This is a genomic window from Singulisphaera rosea, assembly GCF_054877945.1.
Genome location: NZ_JBTYIP020000017.1, coordinates 61033 through 79398 on the forward strand (window position 1 = coordinate 61033; position 18366 = coordinate 79398).

At 66.8% G+C, this 18366-nt stretch carries 10 protein-coding genes; 6 read left to right on the plus strand and 4 right to left on the minus strand.

Annotated features, from left to right (window positions below):
* Positions 1-12 precede the first annotated feature (12 nt).
* From ACYOEI_RS25080 to ACYOEI_RS25105, 6 genes are all read left to right on the plus strand, one after another.
* The gene (locus ACYOEI_RS25080; RefSeq protein WP_462852371.1) at positions 13-552 is read left to right on the plus strand and encodes a FixH family protein; all 540 of its coding nucleotides are present in this window, start codon (positions 13-15) and stop codon (positions 550-552) included.
* Positions 553-1021: 469 nt separating this feature from the next.
* A complete protein-coding gene (locus ACYOEI_RS25085; RefSeq protein WP_462852372.1) occupies positions 1022-4345 on the plus strand; it encodes an efflux RND transporter permease subunit in 3324 nt (1107 codons plus the stop codon).
* Positions 4345-5793: an efflux RND transporter periplasmic adaptor subunit gene (locus ACYOEI_RS25090; protein WP_462852373.1), complete on the plus strand. Its 1449-nt coding sequence runs from the start codon at positions 4345-4347 to the stop codon at positions 5791-5793. The genes ACYOEI_RS25085 and ACYOEI_RS25090 overlap by 1 nt, the downstream gene beginning before the upstream one ends.
* A 192-nt stretch (positions 5794-5985) precedes the next feature.
* On the plus strand, positions 5986-7803 hold the full coding sequence (locus ACYOEI_RS25095; protein WP_462852374.1) for a TolC family protein: 1818 nt from the start codon (positions 5986-5988) through the stop codon (positions 7801-7803).
* Positions 7804-7964: 161 nt separating this feature from the next.
* Positions 7965-8648 (plus strand): hypothetical protein, encoded by a 684-nt coding sequence (locus ACYOEI_RS25100; protein WP_462852375.1) that lies wholly within the window; start codon positions 7965-7967, stop codon positions 8646-8648.
* Between the two features lie 358 nt (positions 8649-9006).
* The gene (locus ACYOEI_RS25105; protein ID WP_462852376.1) at positions 9007-10812 is read left to right on the plus strand and encodes a TolC family protein; all 1806 of its coding nucleotides are present in this window, start codon (positions 9007-9009) and stop codon (positions 10810-10812) included.
* 222 nt (positions 10813-11034) lie between these two features.
* Here the strand turns inward: ACYOEI_RS25105 and ACYOEI_RS25110 are convergent, their stop codons facing one another.
* The 4 genes from ACYOEI_RS25110 to ACYOEI_RS25125 all read right to left on the minus strand — a co-directional run bounded on the left by ACYOEI_RS25110 (position 11035) and on the right by ACYOEI_RS25125 (position 18048).
* Positions 11035-11844 (minus strand): PDZ domain-containing protein, encoded by an 810-nt coding sequence (locus ACYOEI_RS25110; protein WP_462852377.1) that lies wholly within the window; start codon positions 11842-11844, stop codon positions 11035-11037.
* Positions 11845-12021: 177 nt separating this feature from the next.
* A complete protein-coding gene (locus ACYOEI_RS25115; RefSeq protein WP_462852378.1) occupies positions 12022-13599 on the minus strand; it encodes a proton-conducting transporter transmembrane domain-containing protein in 1578 nt (525 codons plus the stop codon).
* A complete protein-coding gene (locus ACYOEI_RS25120; RefSeq protein ID WP_462852379.1) occupies positions 13596-14987 on the minus strand; it encodes a proton-conducting transporter transmembrane domain-containing protein in 1392 nt (463 codons plus the stop codon). Before ACYOEI_RS25120 ends, ACYOEI_RS25115 begins: the two co-directional genes overlap by 4 nt.
* Positions 14988-15021: 34 nt before the next feature.
* Complete coding sequence (locus tag ACYOEI_RS25125; RefSeq protein ID WP_462852380.1) at positions 15022-18048, minus strand: DUF2309 domain-containing protein; 3027 nt, start codon at positions 18046-18048, stop codon at positions 15022-15024.
* Between the last annotated feature and the right edge of the window lie 318 nt (positions 18049-18366).

Below are 18366 nucleotides of genomic sequence, written 5' to 3' on the forward strand. Positions count from 1 at the left end.
GAGTTTCCTCCCTTGGGATTTCGAGCGAACCGCATCGGCCTCATGGTGCTGTGGCTTTCGGCGGCCTGTTGCCCTTCGAGGGCCTTCGGCGACGGCGGCACCTTGCGCTTTTGGGATCGGCTCGAGGGGTATGAGATCGCCGTCTTCACCTCGCCGAGCCCGTTCGTCGCGGGCCCGGTCGACATCAGCGTGCTCGTCCTCGATTCCGAGTCGGGGAGCCCCGTCCTCGACGCGTCGGTCGACATCGAGCTCACCCCGATCGGCCGCCCCGGTGTGGGCGTCCACCACCCGGCCACGACCGGGGCCGCGACCAACGCGCTTCTCTACGCCGCACTTTTCGACCTCGATGGGCCGGGCACTTGGGCCGTCGCGGTCTCGATCCAAGGGTCGAGGCCAACGGCCAAGGCCCGATTCGAGCTCGAAGCCGCCAGACCGTTCCCCCGTTGGTGGGCCTTCTGGCCATGGGTCGCCTGGCCGGTCATACCGATAGCGCTCTACAGCGTCCACCAGTACCTGGTCTGGCGAAAGACGCAATCCCGGCAGCGTCGGTAGGCGGAGTCTTCACCACCCACCAATGGCTTTTGCCACTACCCCCGCCTTCTGATCATCGATCCGAATCCGCGGGGAGGGGCGGTGCTGACGACCTTTATCGCCGTGATCGAAGTTTCGGTCGAGATCGCACGTCCTGAGGGATTCTCTCCCGTTCCGAGAGCGAGTAAATTATTGACCTGGGTTATGGTTTCAAGAGCCTCCCGACAGGATTTCATGGCCCGGGCGCGAGCGGCCGCATCTCCTGCGAGGCCGAATGCTCTCCGGGGACGATGAGGCGGGAGGTCGATTTGCAACCAGGCTCCACACTCTGCCGACGGGCGAAGCCGACGAGGTCGGTCCCCGTCGAATCCGCGAATCCCGCAACGAACGCACGATCCTTCATCATGAAAACCCGGCTTACACTCCCATCCGCCAAGGACGCCACCGGCGTCCTTGGCGATTCGGAGCGAGTCGGCCGGGGGGATGGTCTATGAATCCAGTCGTCTTCGCGATGCGGCATCCGATCACGACCCTGATGCTGGTCGTGGCCCTGGTCAGCGGCGGTCTGCTCTCCGTGAACCGGATGCGGGTCGATATCTTCCCCTCGCTGAATACCCCCAAGATCTACGTCTTCCTCGACTACGTCGGCATGAGCCCCACCCAGATGGAGGGGTTCATCGTCAACCAGCTCGAGCTGTATTTCCAGTACGTCGACGGCATCCAGGACATCGACACAAGGAACATCCAGCAGGTCGCCCTCTGCGAGCTCTCGTTCTTCCCCGGCACCGACATGGGCCAGGCCATGGCCCAGGTCGTGGCGATGTCCGACCGGGCCATGTCGTGGATGCCGAAGGGGACGCTCCCCCCGATGATCATGCGGATGGACGCGGGTAGCGTCCCCGTCGGCTACCTCGTCATGGAGAGCAAGGTCACGTCGCTGGGCCGGATGGGCGACCTCGCGCAGAACGTGATCCGGCCGCTGGTGCAGAAATATGTGCCGGGGACCGTCGCGATCTCGCCGTTCGGCCCGAATATGCGGTCGATCATCGTCAACGTCGACCCGGATAAGCTACGCGACTACAACCTGACGCCCTGGGACGTCGCCGAGGCGCTCCGGAAGGGGAACGCCGTCATCCCGGCGGGGAACATCTACGTCAAAGGCTCGATGCCGATGGCCCCCACCAACGCGACGGTCAATAACATCCAGGACCTCGGCAAGATCCCGCTCAAGCTCGGCGAGAACGTCTATATACGCGACGTGGCGACGATCAAGGATGACGTCGACATCACATATGGATATGCACTCGTCAACGGCAAGAAGTCGGTGTATCTGCCGATCATCAAGAAAGACACCGCGTCGGCCCTGACCGTCGTCGCCGACATCCGCAAGTCGATGCAGCTCTTCCGCGACGTCGTGCCCAAGGACGTGACCGTCAACTTCGAGTTCGACGAGTCGCCCACCGTCGTCCAGGCGGTCCGCAGCGTCGCGAGCGAAGGGGTCATCGGCGCGACGCTGACGGGCCTCATGATCCTGATCTTCCTCCGGGACCTCCGGAGCGTCGTCGTCGTCGTGACCAACATCCCGCTGGCCTTGCTCGGCTCGATGTTCGGGCTCTGGATGACGGGGAACACGATCAACATCATGTCGCTGGGCGGACTGGCCCTGGCGATCGGCATCCTCGTCGACGAGGCGACGGTGACGGTCGAGAACGTCCACGTGCAGATGCGCGGGACGTCGAACGTCGCCACGGCCGCGCTCCGGGGCAACAACGCGACGGCGGTCCCCAGGCTCCTGGCCCTGCTCTGCATCCTCTCGGTGTTCATCCCCGCGTTCATGATGGGCGACCCGCTCCGGTCTCTGTTCATGCCGCTCACGCTGGGCGTCGGGTTCGCGATGATCTCGTCGTATGCCCTCTCCAGCACCCTCGTGCCGATCCTCTGCGTCTACTTGCTCAAGCACATGGGCGAGACCGAGGAGTCGGGGGGCTTCTTCGACAAGATCCTCAAGGTCTTCGGCTGGGCGGTCGGTCATCTCGTCCGATTCCGCTGGCTGGTCGTGCCGCTCTATCTGGGGATCTGCGGATTGGTCCTCTGGCAGGTCGGCACTCGGATCGGCACCGAGTTGTTCCCGCAGATCGACTCGGGCGAGTTCGTGCTCCGGTTCCGGCCGCCGCCAGGGTCGCACTACGAGATCACCCGGCAGATGGCGGTGAAATGCCTCGAGGAGATCGAACGCGAGGCGAAGCCCGAGAACATCGAGATCACGATGGGATTCGTCGGTCAGGTCGCGCCGAACTTCGGCATCGACAACATGCTTCTTTTCATGCGAGGCCCCGACGACGGCCAGTTGCGGATCGCCCTCCGCGAAGGGAGCGGGATCAGGCTGGACGAGTTCCGGGAGCGGCTCCGCAAGATCCTCCCCGAACGGGTCATCCCCTGGCTGGCGGAACGGTTCGAGCAGGAAGGGGTCTCCAAGGTCGAGGCGACGCGGCTCGCCAAGCTGTCGACCTTCGGGTTCGAGCCGGGCGACATCGTGACCGAGGTCATGAGCTTCGGCTCGTCGACCCCGATCGCCGTCCAGGTCGTCGGCACCGACCTCTCGGTCGTCCGACAGCATGCGACCCGGATCGCCACCCAGATGAAGCGGATCCCGTTCCTCCGCGACGTCATGTTCACGCAGGCGCTCGACTACCCGACGGTCGAGATCGACGTCGACCGCGAAAAGGCCGGCCTCAGCGGCGTGACGGTCGAGGACGTGAGCCGGACCCTGATCCCCGGCACGTCCTCGACCCGCTTCGTCTCGCTGAACTACTGGATCGACGTGAAGACCGGGTTCGACTACCTCGTCGAGGTCCTGGTGCCGCCGGTCCAGATGAAAGAGGCGGCCGACGTCGCGACCCTGCCGATCGAGCAGGTCAACAGCCTGGTGAACCTCATGATCCGCGACGTGGCCAAGGTCCGGCAAGGGTCGGAGCCCGGCGAGATCGACCGGTCGATGTCCCAGCGCTACCTGACCCTGACGGCGAACGTCGAGGGCGAAGACATGGGCCGGGCTTCCCGCCAGGTCCAGCAGGCCATCGACGCCGCGGGAGAACCCCCGCGCGGCGTCCGCGTCATCCCGATGGGCCAGCTCCCGCCGATGAATGAGATGTTCTCGGCCCTCGGGAGTGGCATGGCGGTCGCGGTCTTCGTGATCCTGATCCTCTTGACCGCCTACTTCCAGTCGCCTCGGCTCGCCCTCGTCTCGATCGGCGCGGTGCCCGGCGTGTTCTCCGGGATCGCGACGATCCTCTACGTGACGAACACCACCATGAACATCGAGTCGTTCATGGGTTCGATCATGTGTTTGGGCGTCTCGGTGTCGAACTCGGTCATGCTCGTGACCTTCATGAACGATCACTGGAAGACCGGGGCCTCCTCGGTCGAGGCGGCCATCGTCGGGGCGAGTGACCGGCTCCGGCCGATCCTGATGACGGCGTGCGCGATGACGGTCGGCATGGTGCCGATGGCGCTCGCGATCGAGAAGGGGAGCCAGATGCAGGCCCCACTCGGCCGCGCGGTGATCGGCGGCCTGGTGATGTCGACCTTCGCGACGTTGCTTTTGGTCCCCTCGATCTTCGCCCTGATCATCGGCAAGAGGGTTGCCACCTCGCCGTCGATCTACCCCGACGACCCCGACAGCGCCCACTACGACCCGCACCTCCACGACAACAGCGGCAAGGCCGACGCCGAGGCGTCCGCCCAAGCACCGGCCGGTGCGGCCCCGACGTCGCCCGACGGTCACGCGGAACACCCCTTGCCCGGAGAATCCTGATGCGCCGCCCCCAACGACCCTCGGCCTCGGGCCGGCTCGGGCTCGCCCTCGCCCTGCTCGTCCCCCTCGCCGCGCCCGGCTGCAAGCCCGAGCCCAAGATCAGCTTCACGAGCGTCTCGGAGCCCCCCGACGTCCAGATCATCCAGCCCCGCATCCGGACGATCGTCCGGAACGTCGGGCAACCCAGCTTCATCCAGGCTTATGAGCACACGGCGATCTACGCGAAGCTCACCTCGTACATCGAGAAGTGGATCGTCGACATCGGCGACAAGGTGAAGAAGGGCGACGTCCTCGCGACCCTCTTCATGCCCGAGCTCGTCGAGAACTTCAAGACCAAGAAGGCCGACGTCGAGGTCGCCAAGGAGTTGATCCAACAGGCCTTGAAGCTCGAGGACGTCGCCAAGGCGGACGTTGACGCCGCCTCCGCCCACCTCTCCGAGGCGAAGTTAATCCTCGCCAAGTACCAGGCCGAGGTCGAGCGTTGGGATTCGGAAGTGGCCCGACTCGCCCGCGAAGTCGAGAAGGGGGTCGTGAGCCCCCAAATCCTCCTCGAGTCGAAGAATCAGCTCAAGTCGAGCACCGCCGCGCGTGAGGCCGCCAACGCGACCGTCGCCGCCGAGCAGGCCGACCTCGTCTCGAAGCAGGCCTCCGACGGCAAGGCCAAGGTCGACGTCGGGGTCGCACGCGCCCGCCTGGTCGTCGCCGAGAGCGACGCGAAGCGACTCGAGGCCCTCGTCGGCTACCTGACGCTCACCGCCCCCTTCGACGGCGTGATCGTCTCCCGCAACGCGAACACGGGCGACTTCCTCGTCACCTCGACCGGCGATCCCTCGGCCCGAGACATGTCCCCCTACCAGTCCCCCGACCACGCCACGCCCGTCTACACGGTCGACCGCACCGACGTCGTCCGAATCTTCGTCGACATCCCCGAGAAAGACGCGAACTTCGTCAAGATCGGCACGAAGGCGACCGTCCTCGCCCGGGCCTATCGCGACGCCGAGATCCCGGCCTCCGTCACCCGGACCTCGTGGGCCCTCAACGTCACGAGCCGGACCCTCCGCGCCGAGATCGACATCCCCAACCCCAACAGCCAGATCCTGCCGGGCATGTACGCCTACGGCAACGTCATCATCGAGCGTCCCAACGTCCGCGCCCTCCCCCTCAACGCCCTTGTTTACAGCGGCGAGCAGACCTTCTGCTGGATCCATGAAAACGGGAAGGCCGTGAGGATCGAGATCGAAACCGGTGTCAGCGACGACAACTGGGTCGAGGTCACCAACCATCGGCGTCCCTCCTCGACCGTCCCCGCCGACAAGGTCGCCTGGACCCCCTTCGACGGCACCGAGAACGTCATCCTCGGCGACCTCTCGATCCTCACCGAAGACTCGCCGGTCAAGGTCAGCACCCCGACCACCGAGAAGAAGGTCGCGAGCGTGACTGCACAGTGAGCCCTGTCTGAGGGCCCCCGGCGAGGGGGCCCTGCTCCACTCGTCCCCTCCGCAAACAGACACCACGCTGCGTGTCAATCGCGTTTCGCATAATCCGGCCCTCCCCGATCGCCGATGAATCCTAGAGATTCGGCTCGATCAGGATGACCGATGCCGGCAACGCGCCAAGGAACCGGTGGGGGATGGGGCAAGATGAAACGATATGCTCGGCCTTGCGGCCTCGTCGCCGCCTTGCTGATCTCCTGGGACGACCCGAGAGGATGTCAGGCCCAGTCGCCACCCTCGCCGACGGCACCCGCAATCTCGACCGCGACGCCCGTGGTCCCCTCGGCGGTGGTGCCCCCACGACCGGCCCGTAGTGAACGACTCGTGAAGCCGAGGCCCGTCCCCACGCCCCCTAGTACACCAGGAGCGATGGGAGGCGTGCCGAGCCCGACGACCAGGAATGTCGCGGCCCAGGTCACCCCACCGGCCCGGGACGGGCTCTCGGCGGACCCGCTGCCGGGGGCCTCGGCACCGACGACTCGGCCACGGAGGACGACCCTGGAGCCTACGATCGGGGCGGATGGGCTCCCTCCAGGTCTGACGCCGGGGGCCCCCGAGCCGGTTGATATGGCCCTGCCGATCAACCTCGCCACCGCCCTGAAGCTTGCCGACGCCAGGCCACTGGTCGTTGCCGCCGCGCAGGCCAGCGCGTGGGTGGCCGAGGCCCAGCTCACCCGGGCCAAGGTCCTCTGGATCCCCCAGCTCAACATCGGGTTCGACTACATCCGACACGACGGCGGCGGCCCCGACTTCAACAAAGGAATCCTCACCGCGCCCAGCGTCAACTTCTTCTACGGCGGCGTCGGCATGTGGATGAACGTCGCCCTGAGCGACGCGATTTACCAGCCCCTGGCCGCCCGGCAGGTCCTGAACTCGCGCCAGTGGGATATTCAGGCCGCGAAGAACGACGCCCTGCTCGAGACCGCGAAGGCCTACTTCCGGGTCCACCAGTCGCGCGGGATGTACACCGGCACCCTTTACACCGTCCAACGTGGGCACGACCTCGTCAATCGCATCGTCCGGCTGAGCAAGGACCTGGTCCCGACCGACGAGATCGACCGGGCCAAGAACATGGTCGCCGACCTCGAACAGCGTGCGGTCTCGGCACGCGAGGCCTGGCGGGTCGCCAGCGCCGACCTCACCCAGGTCCTCCGGCTCGACCCTCGCGCCGTGATCGTTCCCCAGGAGCACGACCATCTCCAGATCACACTCATCGACCCCGCGAGGCCGCTCGACGACCTGATCCCCGTCGGCCTCACGAATCGCCCCGAGCTCGCCTCGAACCAGGCGCTCGTCCAGGCGGCGTTGGTGCGCATCCGGCGCGAGAAGATGCGGCCCTTGCTCCCGAGCATCCTGATCAACGGGTTCCAGACCCCGAACGAAGAGCTCCAGGCGGGGATCTTCGGCATCGGCCCCAACAGCAGCATGAACCAGTGGTCGGGACGCGTCGACCTGAGCTACCAACCCCTCTGGCAGCTCGACGCGTTCGGGATCGGGAACGTCGCGAGGGTGAAAGAGCAGCGAGGAGAGCAGTCGAAGGCGATCATCGAGCTCTTCAAGGTCCAGGACCGCGTCGCGGGAGACGTGACCCGCGCGCAGGCCAGGCTCCAGTCGGCGTCGAGCCGAGTGGGCCAGTCCGAGCGTGCCTTGAAGTCGGGCCTCGTCACGTTCAACGGGAACTTCGAAGGGCTCCAGCAGACCAGCCGCTTCGGCGACGTCCTGGAACTGGTCAACCGGCCCCAGGAAGTGGTCTTCGCCCTCCAGCTCTTGAAGGTGGCCTTCGACGAGTATTTCACGACCGTGGCCGAGTACAACCGAGCCCAGTTCGAGCTCTTCCACGCCCTCGGCTACCCGGCCAACGAAGTCGCGAGCGCCCGGCCGCCCGGCCCGATCACACCCGTGAATACGGACCGACCGACTTACCTTCCCCCGGTCGGCGAAGGGCCGCCCCCGGCCACCCGCTAAACTCGCGTCAATCGAAAGGGGCGACGCGACCGGACCACCTGTCGTCGTACGGAGAGGCGGATTCGACCCTTCAGCTCAAATGCGTGATGAGCAACCGGCAGAATTGCCGACGTAGTTGAGCGGTTGGATCCGTCTTCTTCGAGCCAGTGAGGGCTTGATCCGTGCGCGTTCGCCCGACTCTGAAATACCGTCCTGGCGTCGAACGATTCGAGGACAAGCAACTCCCGAGCACGGGCCAGTTGCTGGCCCACTCCGCCCACGTCGACGCGATCCGGGCGAATGCGACGAACGCCAGCCAGGCCCAGGCCCAGGCAAACGCGACCTCGGCCTACCAGCTCTTTCGCATCACGATGCCGACCCCGAACAACGCCCAGCTCAATCCCCCCTTCACCCAGGTCGCCGTCCAGCCGACCCCTCCCAGGACGGGGGGGATGTACAACGTCCTCTCGATCAGCGTGAGGAACGGGACGGGCCAGACCCTCGACGCCAGTAGTGGCTTCCAGGTGCGGGTCACGGGGCAGAAGCGAGCGTTCCCCGTCCTGACGGGGGACCAGGTGTGGAAACCGGGACAGGTGATGGTCTTTTATATCCTGTCCAAAAAATATTATCCCCTCTCGCCGATCACGGGGGCGGGCTTCGAGTTCGACATGAACGGGACGAGGGGCGTCGCGATCCCGGGCCCCTCGGGGATCTTCCTCCGGATCAAGTACAACCCCGCCACGTTCCCGAACACCCTCAACTGGATCGTCGCCCACGGCCCGGGCTCCAAGGGCCACACCCTGGGCCTCCCCGATACGGCGATCTGGGAAATCACCTCGGCCAAGAACCCGATGATCTCCCTTTGACCTGGGAGTTTCTCGCGGAACGTACGGAGAGGACTCACCACAAGGGCAGAAAGAGCACAAAGGACGACGAGAGAAAGAATTTTTCATTCTTTCCTTGCGTTTTCCCTTGTGCTCTTTGTGCCCTTGTGGTGAGTCCCGCTTGCCCCCTTCCGATCAACATATCGACCCAAGAATCCAACTCCAGGGCGACCGATTATTCCGATAATTCATGCGGAGGCTTCGATTCCGGGGTAGACAACCCGGTTTTTCGAAGCAATCGGCCCATCACGTTGGCCGATGTATCGTGAAGATCCGGCATGTGCGGATCGTCCGATCGCAGGACGCGTATCGGACTCGGTCATCGTGTAGGGGGAGTCAGATGGAACGAACCGCATGGCCATGGATCCTCGTCGTGGCCTTGCCGCTCGCCGGCGCCGGTCCCGCGTCGGTCCCGGCACGGCCCCCGGCGTCGACGGTGGGCCTGGTGACCCCGGTCACCTCGGGCCAACGGACCTCGTCCGATCCCCCCCTCGCACCCCGCACGGCCCGGTCGAAATCGAAAACCCCCTCGCAAGCGGCCCCGACCAGGGATCCCGCCGTCCGGCCGGCCCGGACGACCGGCGTCTCGCCCACGATTTCCGGTCCGGGGCCCGGGCCCGGGTCGCCGCAACCCGTCCCGCCGCCGACCCGAGTCGCGAACGCGGCGACACCACGCAACCTTGCTTCTCCGGAAGCGGGTCGAGAGGACGCGGCCCGACTGAAGCCGGCGACGCTCGAGCCGATCGACATGGCCTTGCCGATCAACCTCGCCACGGCGTTGAGGTTATCCGACGCCAGGCCGCTCGTCGTCGCCTCGGCCCAGGCGAGCGTCTGGGTGGCCGAGGCCCAGCTCGCTCGAGCGAAGGTCCTCTGGATCCCGCAGTTCCTGTTCGGATTCGACTACATCCGGCACGACGGCGGCGGCCCCGACTTCAACAAAGGCATCCTCACGACGCCGAGCGTGAACTTCTTCTACGGCGGCGTCGCGATGTACCAGAACCTGAACTTCACCGACGCGGTCTTCGAGCCGCTCGTCGCCCGCCGGGAGTTGAAGTCCAGGCGGTGGGACATCCAGGCCTCCAAGAACGACGCCCTGATGGACACCGCGAACGCCTACTTCGGAGTCCACGAGGCGAGAGGCCGATACACCGGGGCGCTCTACGCCGTCGAGCGTGGCCACGACCTGGTCGCGAGGGTCACGAGGCTGAGCCGCGACCTCGTCCCCGACGATGAAATCGCTCGGGCCAAGAACGTGGTCGCCGACCTCGAGCAGCAGACGACCACCCACCGAGAAGCCTGGCGGGTCGCCAGCGCCGACCTTACCCAGGTGCTCCGCCTCGACCCCCGTGCCGTCATCGTCCCTCAGGAGCACGACCATCTCCAGGTCACCCTCGTCGACCCCGCGAAGCCGCTCGACGACTTGATGTCGATCGCAATCCTCAACCGCCCCGAGCTCTCGTCGAACCAGGCGCTCGTCGAGGCGGCGGAGGCGAGGATCCGCCGGGAGAAGATGAGGCCCCTCCTCCCCGTCCTCCAGATCAACGGTTTCCAGAGCGCCCAGATGTACATCCAGGCCGGGCTTTTCGGCATCGGCCCGAACAGCAGCCTGAACCAGTGGACCGGCCGCGTCGACCTGAGCTATCAGCTCGTCTGGCAGCTCGAGGGCTTCGGTATCGGGAACATGGCACGGGTCAAGGCGCAGCGGGGCGAGCAGTCGAAGGCGATCGTCGAGTTCCGCAAGACGCAGGACCGGGTCGTGGCCGAGGTCACCCGCGCGATCGCTCGGCTCCAGTCCGCGGCCGAGCGAGTCGGCCAGGCCGAACGGGCATTCCATTCGGCCCTGGTCACGTTCGACGGGACATTTGAAGGGCTGAGTCAGACGAAGCGATTCGGTGACGTCCTGGTGTTGGTCAACCGCCCCCAGGAGGCGGTCTACTCGCTCGTCACCCTGAAGAAGTCGATCGACGAGTATTTCATGACGGTGGCCGAGTACAACCGAGCCCAGTTCGAGCTGTTCCACGCCATGGGCTATCCGGCCCATGAAGTCGCGATCCAGCGCCCCCCCGGCGAGCTCCTCCCCGTGAACACCGAACGACCCGGCTACCTGCCCCCCGTCAACGACGGTCCGCCCCCGGCGACACGTTGAGAGAGTGTCGCATTCCCTCTACGAAACCCGGTGTCTTCTTCAACACCGGGTTTCTGGCACGGACCCGGCCGGTCCACTCAGGAATCGTCGCCCAGGGCAGTTCCCAGATCTATAGCCCACAAATGCAGGGCAGGAGTGCCCCGCTTACCGGCGGTTTGCGGAATTCGCAGGGTAGGCGGGGCACTCTTGTTTCTCAGGAGAAACCGGGTTTCGGAGAAGGGATCAGCGGCGGACGCCGGTCAAGCTCGATACCCTGGCTGAGAGAACCTGTTCTTTGGATTCGGAGCGGGGTCGGACGGTCAGCGAGAGTTTGCCCTCGGTGGCCGCGTTCGCGACGATCCAGGCGAAGTTGCCGGGCTCTTCGGTGAAGTAACCGTTGATGGAGAGGACGACGTCGCCGACTCGAAGGCCAGCCTCGGCGGCGGGAGATCCGGGAGTCACTCGCGTGACCTTCATGCCACGCACGCCCGAGGCGTCGACGACCGGCTCGTCCTCGACCCCGAAGGTATGAAGGGCCGAGGGGGGCTTGAGGCCGGTCGGGTCGGCGGGCATGTCGGGGAGCGAGGGATCAAGCGGCAACGCGCCCGAAGAGCTCGGGAGGTCCCTGTCGCGTGCGTCCTTCGTCGCGTCCGAAGCGGCGGCGGCCGCGACGATGCTCGACAGAGGCGCGACGGGGGGAGCCCCGGTGAACTCGCCGAAGGCCCCGTAGGTGACGCCATAGGTCACGTTGCCCGGGTAGGGAATGCCCCAACGCGCCATCGAATCTCGGCCGTAGAAGGGCTGTTCCCCTTTGCGGTGCTTGGGATAGCCGTAGACCATCCCATAGCCGCCGTAGAAGGGCTTGCCGTAGGCGATGCCGCAGTATTCTCCGCGGTGTGGGCCGTAGCCGTAATCGCCCCACAACCCGATGCCGTCACAACCTCGGCCGTCGTCGAGGGCCATGGACGGAGAACCCGAGAACGCCCAGGCCACGGACGCCAACGCCCCTGCCGAGGCCAGGAATCGGCGACCGCCACGCCACAGTGAAATCATCGGGTCGGCTCCCGGAGTGCGATCCGCGAACATAACGGCATTCTGCCCGAGCCGCCAACGCGTGCCCGGTCGAACCACATGAGCGTCCGCTTAAGGGTATATACCACAATTCCTCCGTCGGGCCGGTTGAGGACGCATCCCTCGCGTCGACCCGCCCGGCACGGACCGGAGAGGCCCTCAGGGCCGATTTCCCCGAACGGCCCGATCGACCGGCAAGGGCCGCTCAATGCGTCCCACCCGGCCGTTGTCAACGGCCGATGGATCCCCGGCGTCCGGGCGTCGAGCGGCGTTCGGCGTGGGGACCTTCGCCGAAACGGGCACGGGACCGGACGGGGCGGGTTCGGTCGGTTCGGGGACCGGAGGAGGTTCGACCCCGCCGCGCTGGAGGCGTTCCTTCAAGATCGCCTCGGTCGCCCGCAGCCGCGAGGAAACCCCGGGTTGGGGGAAGACGCCGCCGCCCAGGATCAGGGCCGAGAACGTCAGGAGGGCGGCCCGCTCGCGTCGGCCGATCTTGAGGGATACGGTCGACGAATGCCGGGCACCGGTAAAGAGCAAGAAGTAGGCCCGGAGGACGGCGATCCCGTTCAATGCGGCCGCGACGAGCACGCCGACCCCGACGTAGAGATTCACCTCGACCGCGCCGTCGACGAGCATTTCGGTCGAGATGAAGCCGATCGTCCCGGGGAACCCGACGCTCGCCAGGCCCGTCAGGAGGAAGCCGACGGCGAGGGCGGGGCTGCTCTCGTAGAGCCCGAGGTAGGAGGTCAGCGAGAGCCGGCCGAAGCGGGTCTCGAGGCAGCGGAGCGTCAGGCCGAAGCCCCCGAGCGAGAGGATCACCGCGAACCAGAGGCAGAGCGCCCCGGTCAGGGAAAGCTCGTTGTGCAGCTCGAGCCCGACGAGCACGAGCGAGGCGTGGCTGAGGAAGAGGTAGGCGAAGAATCGTCGGGCCTCGCGCTGGACGGTGGCCATCCCCGCCGCGTAGACGGCCGTCGTCAGCGAGACGATCCCGATGCTCTTCAGCACCCACGCCGGGCCGAACGGGATGACGAGGCGGACGGCCGCATAGACGCCGCTGAGTGGGATCACGTACAGCAGGGCGATGCCGATCGAGGCGTGCTCGAACCAGTCCGTCACCCAGCAATGCGCCGGGACGGTCCCGCACCGCACGAGGATCGCGGCCAGGAGCGCCATGGTCGCCCACCACGGGGCCTGCGTCGAGTCGAGCATGTGGGACTCGACGCCCCACCACCCCAGCACGAGCAGGCCGACGAACAGGAGCATGTGGACGACGTACACCCGGGTCGGTCGCTTGCGGATCCGGAGCTCGACGTACGGGGGTAGGGTCGAGACGGACAGCAGGCCGATCAACGTCCAGGGATCCCTGCAACTGAACATGGCGAGCCGGATCACCTCGGCCGTCAACGACCACGTGAAGGAGAACCGCCGCATGTGATTCCGCGCCGTGGCCAGCGTCGTCAGGAAGTGGAGCAGCGCGACCGCGGGCAGGAGCGGCGCGTTCAGCTCGTCGAGCGCGAAGAGGGTGCGGCCGAACAGGGACGGCTGCACGCTCGAGCTCGGCGACATGCCGAGGTAGAACGCCAGGCAGGCCAGGCAGGAGGAGGCGAACGCCGCCCCCGTGAACACCATCCCCCAGCGGTGCGCCCGGAACGGGTCGCGCAGGCGGCTCACGATCAGGGAGCCGACCGATGCAACGCCGATCGCCTGCTCGAGCCAGGGCAACTGGAGGATACTCATAGGGTTTCTTCGATAAATTCAAAGTGGGGCTTGATCCGGTCCGACTCGCGGGACGACTCGCCGAGCAGGAAGTCGGTCCAGCGGCGCTCCAGGGCATCGCACCGGCGGAACGTCCGGACGAACGGGCCGACGACGTACTCGCACAAGAGGACGTCGAGATAACCCCGCTCGAGCGCGAATCGGTAGAGCCAGTCGTACTGGCCCGGGTTCGCGATCCGTCGCAGTGGGGCGCCCGCCCTGGGGAGGCGTTCCCCGATGGCGTTCTCGAGGGTCCGATAGTCCTGCATCAGCGAAGGCGCCCGGATGAACTGGAGCGTGCGCAGGCAGGCGTGTCCGAGCAGGTGGACGAGCGCGACGTACCGCAGCCCGATCCCGATCTCGGCGACGATGATCCCGACCTGCGAGAGCGACGCGAACGACAGGGCCGACTTGATATCCGTCTGCACGCTCCCCGCGACGTAAGCGAAGACGGCCGTCGACAGCCCCAGCAGGACGACCGCGGCGGAGAGGGCGCCCGATCGTTCAAGTAGCGGGCTCACCCGGAGCAGCAGGAACGCCCCGAGGTGGACCGACAGGGCCCCGTAGAAGACGGCGCTCGAGGGGGTCGGCCCTTCCATGGCCCTGGGGAGCCACCCGGAGAACGGCACGAGCGCCGACTTCCCCGCCGCCGCCATCAGGAGCAGCAACCCCGCCCAGAGCGCCTGGCCCGACGTGATCGACGCGCGCCCGTACGGCCAGAGCCCCGCTCCCACGAGCAGGTCGAAGTCCCCCTCGCCCCGCAAGTGGTGGACCGTCACCGCGGCCAGGAGCAAGGCCGCGTCGGACACCCGGTAGACCGTCCAGACCCACAGGCCGTTCCTCGACGGTGCCGGTCGCTCCTGGAAGAACGCGACCAGGAGCGCCGAGGAGAGGCCCACCAGCTCCCAGCCGGCGAACAGGGTCTCGATCGTCCCCGCCAGCGAGGTCACGATCATCCCCAGCAGGAAGAGCGAGTAGAGCACGAAGAAGCGGTTGAAGCCCCACTCGCGGTGCATGTACTTCGACGCGAACGCGGCGATCGTCCCAGAGAGGACGTACGAGAGGATCGCGAACGGGACCGAGAGCCGGTCGAAGACGAACTTCACCGAGAAGCGGTAATGGTGTGGGATGACCACCCAGTCGCCGAGCACGATCGGGACGTGCCGGACCCCGGTGCCCAGCATCAGAGCCAGCACCGCCAAGGCCGCGGACAGCCCCGAGACGATCGCGACGTAGACCAACAGCGACGTCGTCTCCTCGTCCGGCTTATGCCCCAACAGCGACGAGACGCCGAGGATGGACGTGAGGACGAGCGGGCTGCCGACGACGACGAGGCCGAGAAGCATCATCGCATGTGGGTAATCGGGCATGGTCATCCTTCCCAACCGAGGGGAGCATTCGGCGTCACGGCCCGATCTCCGCGAATTCCAGATGGTCCCGCCAGCCGCGATACCAGTCGAACGACGAAGACGCCCGGGGAAGGACGGAGGCCCGCGGCCGGTAGGGGCGGAACTCTCCGTCCCGGAAGACGTGGATCGCGCGGGTCTCCGGGTCGAGGACGGAGAGCAGGATCCACTCGTTCCGGCAGAGCCGGCCGATGGCCTCGTCCCGCTCCATGATCCCGAGCAGGACCGCCGGGGTCGTCTCGACGACGAAGAGGGACCGGACGGGCTCGTGGATCTCGACCATCTGCCAGGGGAGCCCGGTCCGAAGGTCGCTCGACGCCCCGTCCATGACGCCGAGGAGCGCCGAGAGGTTGTGCGGCAGCTTCGTGCCGGCCCCGAAGCCGACGTTGTCGACGTTGGAGAAATAATACTCGAGGTTGATGCCGGCGCAGACGGGGATCACCGCCTGGAGGATCCTCGTCAGGACCGGCGCCCCCTCGCCATCCCGGGTCGGGTCGTACGACGTGAGGAACGCCCGGCGGTCGAGGAACAGGCCGCGGGACCACTCCCGACGTCCGACGATGGTGATGGCATTCGTCGCGTGGCCGAGCTCAGGCCGGGTCTGCGCCAGGTCCTCGGACCGCTCCTCGACGTGCCGTCGGGCGGCCGCGAACGAGAGCGTCAGGGGGGCCGACATGAAGCGCCGGCTCCGCTCGTGGGCGTTGCGGTCGCAGGCCGACTCCACCGCCTTGCGGGCCGCCTCGAACTCGTCGCGGTGGGAGCTCGGGATCCTCGAGAGGTCGTAGAAGGTCACCGACTCGGCGCAGGTATTGTGGAGCCCGCCGACGAAGACCGTCCCTTCCGGCACGACGACCCCCCGGCTGGCCAGGTGTTCGCGGACCCTGGGGTCGTTCAGGATCTGCACGAGGGCCCGGGCGTTCGGCCCGCCGGCCGCACCGCCGCAGGCGCCGCAGTTGTAGGCCGAGTTGTGGGGGTTGTTCTGGCTGTTCGAGCCGTGGCCGAGCAGCACCACGAGCCGGGCGAACCCGGAGGTCAGCCCGATGTCCTCGAGCACCCGCCGGCCGATGTCGACCATCTCCGCGATCGTGAACCCGAGCGCCCCGTTCGCCGGCCCCGGCTCGGCCTCGGACCGTTCGAGTCGCAGATGCGTATGCGGCGAGGCCTGGACGAACCCTCCGAGGACCTGCCGGATCCTCGCGGTCAGGCGGGGGAAGAGGATCCGGGCGACCAGGGGGAACGAGGCGAGGACCCCGACGGCCCCCGTCAAGAGCGCCCCGAGGGCGAAGCTCCGGCTGCCGATGTGGAACCGGTGCGAGGCGGTCCCGAGCGTCTTGCGGGTCCGCGCCCGACGCCGATGGGACCGGCCCAGCTCGTCGCCGACCTCCTCGACCACCCAGCTCCCGGGCCGGATGACCCCCGGGCAGAGCGGGACGAAGTGGGCGTCGGCCGCCCCTCGGTAATACATCGCCACGCCGAAGAAGCCGGCCACGCCGAACGTCTCGACCCCGGGCGCCACCTCCTCCATGTGTCGTCGGAACGATTCCTCACGCTCGTCGATGCAGCAGACGAGCTGGAACTGGGGGGCGCGGGGGCGTTTCTCCGCCCGGCGATCATGGAGGCCGATCGCGTCGAGCGCCTGGGTGCAGAAGTGCCGTTCGTAAGCCAGGTGGAAGAGTCGCCGCCGTTCGAGCCCCGAGAAGCCCTCGATCTCCTCGACGACCGCGGACCACTCGAGGCGCTCCAGGCGGCGGAGGACGTCGGGAGAGAGGCCCGCCACCTGCGCGAGCTGGAAGACGAGGAACGCCCGCTGCTCGACACTCGGCGGCCAAGGCACGCGGGTCTTCCGTCGGGCCGCGTCGCGCAAGCCCGAGAGCGGCCCCGTATATCCGAGCGCCTCGGCGGCCGTCTCCGCCAGCGAGAAGCGGTCGAGGATCAGCCGGACCGCGAGGAACTCGACGAGACTCCCGGCGGGGATCGGGTGGACCGCCTGGTCGCTCCGGACTTCCAACTGGCGGATCATCCCGCCCCACCCCCGCAGCGCCAGCAGGGTCTCGGAGAGAAAGCGTTCCCACTCCGTTTCGGCGACGCCGAGGATCTCGAGCGACTCCCGGATCGATTCGAGCGGGCCGACCTCCCGATCCTGCAACCGGCCGAGCTCGCGGGCGAGCCCGCGACGCCAGCGCTCCGGCGGCCCTTGCGGCTGTCGGTACGACGCGCAGAAGGCCCGATAGAACCCCTCCTCGCGCCTCGGCATCGGCCAGCGCGAGAACCCCTGGTCGAGGAACGCGGCGCAGAACCGGATCAGCAGCTCATGCACGGGCGAGTCGGCATCCGCCCCCGACGCCTTCAAGAGCAGGTCGCGATGCCGGGTCGGGGGCAGCGGCGGCGGGGTGAACGGCGGCAGGTCGCGGACCCCGTCGCAGCAGACCCGCCAGAGGGCCTGGAGCGTGAACTCCTCCCACTGGACGTCGCTCCAGCTCTCGATCGTCGATGCGTTGAATCGACCGAGGAGCTCGACGAGGCTGTCCGACATCCCCTCCGCCGAGGCCCGTCGCCTCCAGCCATTCCCCTCGCGGAGGTCCCTCATCACCCACCGCCGGGTCTCCGCGATCATCCGGGCACGGACCGCGGACGAGGCTTCCTGCCGCAACCGGCGCAACGCGTTAACCTGCGCGACGTACCAGAGCAACTCCTCCGTCGGCCCGTTCCAGAGCGGATACTCGAGCATCGCCAGCCGCAGCTCCTGCCGGCTCTCGAAGGCGGGCACCGCCGCCCCGGCCCCCTCGCCAAGGTCCTGTTCGAGGACTTCCCGGAGCTCCGAGAACCGGATCCGCCCCTTTCGCAGCGCGTCGCGATAGAAATCTTCGGATTGATATGGGTGACACCCGAAGACCTGTCCCCCCTTCTTCACACCTTCGTGAAACGGGAGATCTTCGAAGGCATGCAACGTGTTGTGGTGGATGAAGACGGCGATCGGACCCTGCGCCGGCAGCAAGTGGGCCGCATGCTCGATGATCGCCCCCAAGGAATCCGCCCGAGGTCGAGCCCTTGCCCCGCAATCCATCTGACTGTTCTGACTATTTGATATTTTCATGTCGATCAAATTTAAAACATTTACATCTTACCCATACTGGGACCGGCACCATTTTGGGAAGGAACATGCAAACGGGTCGAGTCAGACCACGCACGACGGGACCGACTCGAAGACAACTCGGGCCGTGCTCGATGGGGAACGCGGGGGTTCAAAAAGGCCAACACGCCGAATCAACGTCGATAACCGGGCGCGAGACGGATTGGGATTTTGGGATTCGCATCACGGATTCCGAGGAACCGGGCCCACATT

What these genes read in the sequence shown, in the direction of transcription:
- ACYOEI_RS25085 (WP_462852372.1), top strand. Translation starts at nt 1,022, where the DNA reads ATGAATCCAGTCGTCTTCGCGATGCGGCATCCGATCACGACCCTGATG.
- ACYOEI_RS25090 (WP_462852373.1), top strand. Translation starts at nt 4,345, where the DNA reads ATGCGCCGCCCCCAACGACCCTCGGCCTCGGGCCGGCTCGGGCTCGCC.
- ACYOEI_RS25095 (WP_462852374.1), top strand. Translation starts at nt 5,986, where the DNA reads ATGAAACGATATGCTCGGCCTTGCGGCCTCGTCGCCGCCTTGCTGATC.
- ACYOEI_RS25105 (WP_462852376.1), top strand. Translation starts at nt 9,007, where the DNA reads ATGGAACGAACCGCATGGCCATGGATCCTCGTCGTGGCCTTGCCGCTC.
- ACYOEI_RS25110 (WP_462852377.1), bottom strand. Translation starts at nt 11,844, where the DNA reads ATGATTTCACTGTGGCGTGGCGGTCGCCGATTCCTGGCCTCGGCAGGG.
- ACYOEI_RS25115 (WP_462852378.1), bottom strand. Translation starts at nt 13,599, where the DNA reads ATGAGTATCCTCCAGTTGCCCTGGCTCGAGCAGGCGATCGGCGTTGCA.
- ACYOEI_RS25120 (WP_462852379.1), bottom strand. Translation starts at nt 14,987, where the DNA reads ATGCCCGATTACCCACATGCGATGATGCTTCTCGGCCTCGTCGTCGTC.